The following is a 6,920-nucleotide window of genomic DNA, read 5'->3' on the forward strand; positions in this document are numbered from 1 at the left end:
TATTTTTTCTAAGTTTCAATCTTTTTGTTAACTGTAAATTTTTGTTTCACAAAGATTCGCTAAGAAAAGACACAGAGATTCGCAAAGTTCTATAAAAAATCTTAGCGAATCTCTGTGTCTTTCTTTGTGTATCTCTGCGGAATAATCTTATTTTTTCAATCCTTCAGCCGCTTTATTAACTGCTGCTTTCAATTCTTCTTTATAAGAGATAATTGTGTCAAGGACTTTTTTATCATGGCTTCCGATGATTTGCGCAGCCAAAATCCCCGCATTTTTTGCTCCGTTCAAAGCAACAGTTGCAACTGGAACGCCGCCTGGCATTTGTAAAATCGATAAAACTGAATCCCAGCCATCAATTGAATTACTTGATTTTACCGGAACTCCAATTACAGGGAGCGGTGACATTGAAGCGACCATTCCCGGTAAATGCGCTGCACCTCCAGCTCCGGCAATAATTACCGAGATTCCGCGAGTGTGTGCATTTTTACTGAAATCGAATAATTTTTCCGGCGTTCTGTGTGCCGAAACGATATCAACTTCAACTTCAATATTAAATTGTTTTAATATGTCGATGGCATCCTGCATGACTGGCATGTCAGAGATACTTCCCATTATGATGGCTACTTTACTCATTTTGTTTTTTGTTTATTTTGTTTCAAGTTTCAAGTTTCAAGTTTCAGGTTTTTGCTGTGACTGAAAACTATGACTGAATATAGTTTTATTTTGTTTGTTTCACTAATTCGGCTAAAGCCTCTGTGACCACGACTGAAAACTAATTACTGAACACTGGTCACTCTAATCGTATTCTTAACCTCCTCAGCAATTCTTCTCGCTTCTTGCATATCTTCATTTACAATTGTAACGTGACCCATTTTTCTGAAAGGTCTGGTTTGTTTTTTACCGTAAATATGTGGTGTAACGCCGTTCCATCCTAAAATAGTTTCGATGTTTTCGTAAACTACATCTCCGGAAAAACCTTCTGCACCCACTAAATTTACCATAACACCGGCAACTTTGCTGTCAGTGTTTCCTAAAGGAAGATCCAGAATGGCACGTAAATGATTTTCGAATTGGGAAGTATAGCTTGCTTCAATAGAATAATGACCAGAATTATGTGGGCGAGGAGCGACTTCGTTTACTAAAATCTCATCTTCATTGGTTTGGAACATTTCAACTGCCAATAAACCAACGTGATTAAATTTCTCCGAAACATTCAAAGCAATTGCTCTGGCTTTTTCGGCTACTTTTTCGTCGATTCTTGCCGGACAGATTACATATTCTACTTGATTTGCTTCCGGATGAAATTCCATTTCGACAACTGGGTACGTTTTTATTTCTCCTGATGGATTTCTGCACACAATAACGGCCAATTCATTTTTGAACGGCACCATTGTTTCGGCAATACATTCAACATTTGGTAAATCATCCATGTCAGAAATCTGACGAATCACTTTTACGCCATTTCCGTCATATCCAAACTCTGTACATTTCCAGACAAACGGAATTGTGATTTCATTATTTCCGACTGATTTTTGCAAATGTGCCGGAGAATCAAATCGTAAATACGATGCTGTCGGAATATTGCTTGCTATATAAAAATCTTTTTGAGTTCCTTTATTTTGAATTCCTTTTAAGGTTTTTGGAGAAGGATACACTTTTACGCCTTCGTTTTCTAATTGGGTTAAAGCTTCAAGGTTAACCAATTCAATTTCAAAAGTCAAAACATCAACCTGTTTTCCAAAATTATAAACCGTTTCATAATCCATTAAATCGCCCTTAAAGAATTTGTTGCAGGCAATTTTACTCGGAGCTTCGTCACTCGGATCTAAAACATAAGTTTGTATGTCAAATTTTCTGGTGTCAGACAAAAGCATTTTGCCTAATTGTCCGCCGCCTAATATTCCTAATTTAAAATCAGAAGAAAAATAATTCATTTTTGTGTTGTGTTTTTGCAAAGATACTTGATAAAATAGAAATGCCAATTTATTGTGTATTGAATTGCTATATTTTAAAATTTTTGAAACTAAAAAAAAATCTTTACACAAATCTGCACTAATTTTTGAAATAACTACTTTTTAAATTTTGATTGATAGCCGTAAAATGTGTAGGTTTGACTCTGATTTTCAACTATTGCAGATTTTGTAAGTACATGACCACAAACAATTGGGCCAACCATATTCAGAAATATCTTTTTCTTTTAAAAGATGATTTTTTCGAACTTCCTTATCTTTCAAATTCTCCTCAAGTTATGTTAGACAGCCTGATAAAACTGCCTATTGTTAAACATAATCCATCAAAGCAAATCATTATTACAGACAATGCTTTTTGGAAAGGGACGATGCGTTATCGAACAATTGACGATGGGTTTTGGATTTTGGAAACCAATCTTGAAATGAATGAAAATATTCTTGCCAAAGCGACTTATACGCAAGATCATACTAAGGATTATTACATTTTGTCTTTTTCAGTTTTTGAATACCGATTTCCGGTAAAAGATTCTGAAGATATTGTTTTGCTAAGTACCTGTTGGACCTTTTATAAACCAGATACCGAAGTTGCCACTTATTTTTATAAAGGCACGAAAGGCAAGTTTTTTAATATTGCCATCAATAAAGAATGGGTCGATAAAAATCTTAAATCGGATAAATTTTGTAAAAAAGGTGTTTTAGAACGTTTTTTTAATTCACAGAAAGGATTTTATACCTGGCTGGATATTGCTCCAAAAGCGCATGTATTATCTAAAAAAATATCAAATATTTTAGAATCTGATGATCAAATCGAACTTACGAGGGCAGCACTAAAGAAAAATTGCTTGAAATTAATTACAGAATTTTTTAGTAATTCTTTTGAAGACAGCCGTATTGAAGATAATATTTCGCTCAGCAATCTCGATTATGCTAATGTTGCTAAAGTCGAAAAAATGATTCTGCACAACTTGCATAGTTCTTTTTTAGGTATTGAGGCAATAGCAGATGCGGTAAATACTTCTGCAACGAAACTAAAAAACAACTTTAAAACCGTTTTTGGATTTTCGATGCTACAATACCACAAAGAAAAAAATATGCTTTTGGCTAAACAATTAATTCAAAATTCGCAAATCGAAATTCAAATTATTGCTGTAATTACCGCTTTTGAAAGTGCAAGCAAATTTACAGCCGCATTTAAAAAGAGATTTGGAGAACTGCCATCCGTTTTTAGAGAGAATTAAAATTTGATACTAGTATATGCACGTAGGAAAATGGGTTAAATTCATAAAAGAGAATATCAATTTTTATAGAGACGGCTTTTTTGAATTGCCTTATTTGTCTAATTCTCCACAAGTTATTATTAAGAGTATCATAAATTCTCCTTCAGTAAATCATGTTGAAGAAGAGCAGGCAGTTTATAGAAATAATCCCTTTTCTAAAGGCGTGATGCGTTATCGCGAAATCGAAGAAGGCTTTTGGGTAATTGTTACGAGTATTACTTTTAAGAAAAATGTAATGCTAAAAGCAGTTTATGATAATGATTTCCCGAGTGATTATTATACGCTTACATTTTCGGTCTTTGAAAGCGAAATAAAATTACAGAATACCTTCGCAGATAAAACACCTTTTTCGAGTAAATATTGGGGTTTTAAAAAGCCAGGGACACCGGTTGGTGCTTATTTTTATAAAGAATCGGTTTGCGAATTTTTCCTATTTGCTTTTAGCAAAGATTGGGCAGAACGCAACTTTTCTTTTGAAACGCTTCCAGAAGATAATCATATTAAAAAGTTCCTAAATTCAGATAACGGATTTATCACGTATCAGAATATTGTGCCGAATGCGGAAGAATTATCAAAGGAAATCCTGATCAATTTACAAAACAATAAACATGATTTTTTTAGTAAGTCAATTTTAAAAACCAATGCCTTTCAATTGGTTGCTGCTTTTTTTAAAAATGCGTTTCTAGCACAGCGAGAGGGAAATTATTTACCAATTGATACTCCAGATTATCGAAAAATTGCCAAAGCCGAAAAACTGCTTCTAGATACTATTACAGATTCTTTTTTAGGAATAGAATTTATTGCGCAAAAGGTTGATTTGTCGCCAACAAAACTCAAATTAACGTTCAAGTCCGTTCATGGTGTTTCGATGATGCAATATCATAAAGAGAAAAAATTACTTCTTGCGATGCAGATGATTCAAAATACGGATATGCAGATAAAGAGTATTGCCTTGGCGACCGGTTATAAAAGTTCTAGCAAGTTTACGGCAAATTTCAAAAAGCGTTTTGGTAAAATGCCATCAGAAATTCGATTATAATCAGTGTAAAATTCTTTCTTTTCCTAAGTTTTTCAGTCCTGAATGTGATTTTTTTGAACGATTTTATAAACACCGTATTTATACCTGTTTTTATTTTTAAGTTATTGTTTTACAGTGTTTTAATTTTTGGCTTTCACAAGTTTTAAACAGCCTTTTAGGTATGGGGAATTTTGTTGGTCGTTTCGGGCTACTGATGTGTCCGAATGGGCTATTCGACGTTTAGATTTCGATATAATTTTGTTCGATAATCTTAAACCAACCAATATGAGAATAAAACTACTTTACTTCGCGAATGTGTTTCGCAACTTTCAAAAAACTCCTTATTTCGAATTTGCATATTAAATAATGTAAATAATTGTTCCAGCAGTTTTTAATTTTCCTTCCAGTTAAAAAAAATTGTCGAAAGACAATTAAATATCCATTGTTACTGACAAAGTGGACAGGATATTTATTGCTGTTTACGAAATAAAAATTCGGAGATCATAAAAAAAAACCAACAAAAAAACATATTTAGATATGAAAAAAAAGATTTTATTAATTATTATAATCACAATCCTGCAGACTTTTTCTTCGTTTGCGCAGACACAGGTTTACAATGTAGGTTTGTCGGATGTTGTAAACGCACAAAATTGCGGAAGTACTATTCGCTACAGATCTGCAAATACGGATATGGGATTCCGATGGACATCTGTTGGTGCAGCCACACCTACTAGTGTTACAGTACAACTTAATTATGCGGTAAATTGTAGCAATGTCGCTGATAATTCGACTGTTAGGCTTAATAATGTAAATCAACCATTACAACCTACGCCTGGGCCTTATTATTGTTCATGTACTCCCGGAGGTTCAGCTCTAACAACATGGACACTAAATCTTGCAGATTATAATGTTGGAGGATTAAATACGGTGCTTTTTAGTCCGGGTACCTCTACCCAAGGTCTGGACGTTATTCCTGGAAATCCAGGTATTTATGCGATTGTGACTGTAAATTATGCAACTCCTGGCCCTGAAATCAATATCAAAGGCAGCAATGTATCTATTTTAAATGGAGACGCTTCGCCAATTGCTTCTGATAATACTGAATTTGGAAATTTATCAGGTGGAACAGCCTTAGATCATACTTTTACAATTCAGAATCAAGGGTCAACAAATGCATTGACATTAACCGGTACTCCTATCGTAAACATAAGCGGTAGCAGTGCTTTTACAGTTCAAACGCAGCCAGCTTCTAATACAATTGCAGGTTTGGGTTCACAAACATTTTCAGTTCGTTTTAATCCTATTTGTGCTCAAACGGGTTTACAAACTGCCGTTGTCAGTATAGCAAGTGATGACGCAGACGAAAACCCTTATACATTTACGGTACAAGGAACTGTTGGTGCAGATAATGTAAAACCAGTTGCAATTGCTCAAAATCTTACAGTTCAGTTAGATGCATCTGGAAGTGTAACGGTAAACGCTACTCAAATAAATAATGGAAGTACAGATAATTGCGGTATTAGCAGTTATGCACTTGGTTCTGGATCTGTAGGAACAGCTTGTGATATGGTTAACGAAGGAAGCAATTTAACACTTACAGCCGCACCATCTAGCGTTTTTACTAAGGTTGATTTTGCCAGTTATGGAACACCATCAGGAAGCTGTGGTAATTATGCTTTAGGGGGATGTAATTCTTCTACTAGTATAAGTAAAGTTTCTAGTTTATTAATTGGGCAAAATAGCGTTTCTATTCTTGCGGATAATAATAACTTTGGAGACCCATGTAACGGAACTCCAAAAAGATTAGCTATTCAAGCTACTTATGGTCCAGTACCCGGATCTGAAGCAAGTTCTATAACCTATTCTTGTGCTAATGTAGGTACACATGATGTTGTTTTATTTGTTACGGACAATAACGGAAATGTATCGACTGTAAATGCAACAATAACAGTTGAAGATATTGAAATTCCAGTAATTGCTTCAAACGGGGATCAAAATGTAAATGTTGATGCCAATACTTGCGGTGCAATCGTAACTGTTTCTGCATCTGCGACTGATAACTGTACACTTGGAACTCTAACAGTAATAGGGGTAAGAAGCGATGCCAAATCACTTTCTGATGTTTATCCAGTTGGAACTACAACAATTACTTGGGACGTAACCGATGCTAACGGAAACGCAGCAGTGGCAGTTATCCAAACTGTAACGGTAACCGATAATGAAATTCCKGTAATTGCTTCAAACGGAGATCAAACTATAACTGCTGATGCAGGTATTTGCGGCCAAACTGTAACGGTAACCGATAATGAAATTCCGGTAATTGCTTCAAACGGAGATCAAACTATAACTGCTGATGCAGGTATTTGCGGYGCAACSGTAACTGTTTCWGCATCTGCAACAGACAATTGTACGGTTGGAACTCCAATTGGAGTRAGAAGCGATGCAAAATTRCTTWCKGATSTTTATCCAGTAGGAACAACAACAATTACTTGGGACGTAACCGATGCTAAYGGAAACGCAGCAGTGGCAGTTATCCAAACTGTAACGGTAACMGATAATGAAATTCCGGTAATTGTTTCAAACGGAGATCAAACTATAACTGCTGATGCAGGTATTTGCGGTGCAACGGTAACTGTTTCAGCATCTGCAACAGAT

5 protein-coding genes are annotated in these 6,920 nt (G+C 35.1%); 3 read left to right on the forward strand and 2 right to left on the reverse strand.

Going from position 1 to position 6,920, the window contains the following annotated elements; genetic code table 11:
• Positions 1 to 147: 147 nt before the first annotated feature.
• Both purE and ASC72_RS07455 read right to left on the reverse strand, forming a co-directional pair.
• A complete protein-coding gene (purE, locus tag ASC72_RS07450) occupies positions 148 to 633 on the reverse strand; it encodes a 5-(carboxyamino)imidazole ribonucleotide mutase (protein ID WP_007803541.1) in 486 nt (161 codons plus the stop codon).
• A gap of 143 nt (positions 634 to 776) precedes the next feature.
• On the reverse strand, positions 777 to 1,934 hold the full coding sequence (locus tag ASC72_RS07455) for a 5-(carboxyamino)imidazole ribonucleotide synthase (protein WP_056189146.1): 1,158 nt from the start codon (positions 1,932 to 1,934) through the stop codon (positions 777 to 779).
• A 215-nt stretch (positions 1,935 to 2,149) separates the two neighbouring features.
• Between ASC72_RS07455 and ASC72_RS07460 the strand changes: the two genes are divergently transcribed.
• The 3 genes from ASC72_RS07460 to ASC72_RS07470 form a co-directional block, all read left to right on the forward strand.
• On the forward strand, positions 2,150 to 3,208 hold the full coding sequence (locus tag ASC72_RS07460) for an AraC family transcriptional regulator (protein ID WP_056189149.1): 1,059 nt from the start codon (positions 2,150 to 2,152) through the stop codon (positions 3,206 to 3,208).
• Between the two features lie 16 nt (positions 3,209 to 3,224).
• The gene (locus ASC72_RS07465; RefSeq protein ID WP_056189152.1) at positions 3,225 to 4,286 is read left to right on the forward strand and encodes an AraC family transcriptional regulator; all 1,062 of its coding nucleotides are present in this window, start codon (positions 3,225 to 3,227) and stop codon (positions 4,284 to 4,286) included.
• A gap of 516 nt (positions 4,287 to 4,802) precedes the next feature.
• The coding region (locus tag ASC72_RS07470; RefSeq protein WP_117595783.1) for a choice-of-anchor D domain-containing protein at positions 4,803 to 6,920 on the forward strand (2,118 nt) is incomplete at its 3' end.

Origin of the sequence: Flavobacterium sp. Root420 (genome assembly GCF_001427905.1) — a bacterium.
Taxonomy (GTDB): domain Bacteria; phylum Bacteroidota; class Bacteroidia; order Flavobacteriales; family Flavobacteriaceae; genus Flavobacterium.

Coding starts and splice junctions, on each gene's coding strand:
- ASC72_RS07465 (WP_056189152.1), top strand. CDS start 3,225: ATGCACGTAGGAAAATGGGTTAAATTCATAAAAGAGAATATCAATTTT.
- ASC72_RS07460 (WP_056189149.1), top strand. CDS start 2,150: ATGACCACAAACAATTGGGCCAACCATATTCAGAAATATCTTTTTCTT.
- ASC72_RS07455 (WP_056189146.1), bottom strand. CDS start 1,934: ATGAATTATTTTTCTTCTGATTTTAAATTAGGAATATTAGGCGGCGGA.
- purE (WP_007803541.1), bottom strand. CDS start 633: ATGAGTAAAGTAGCCATCATAATGGGAAGTATCTCTGACATGCCAGTC.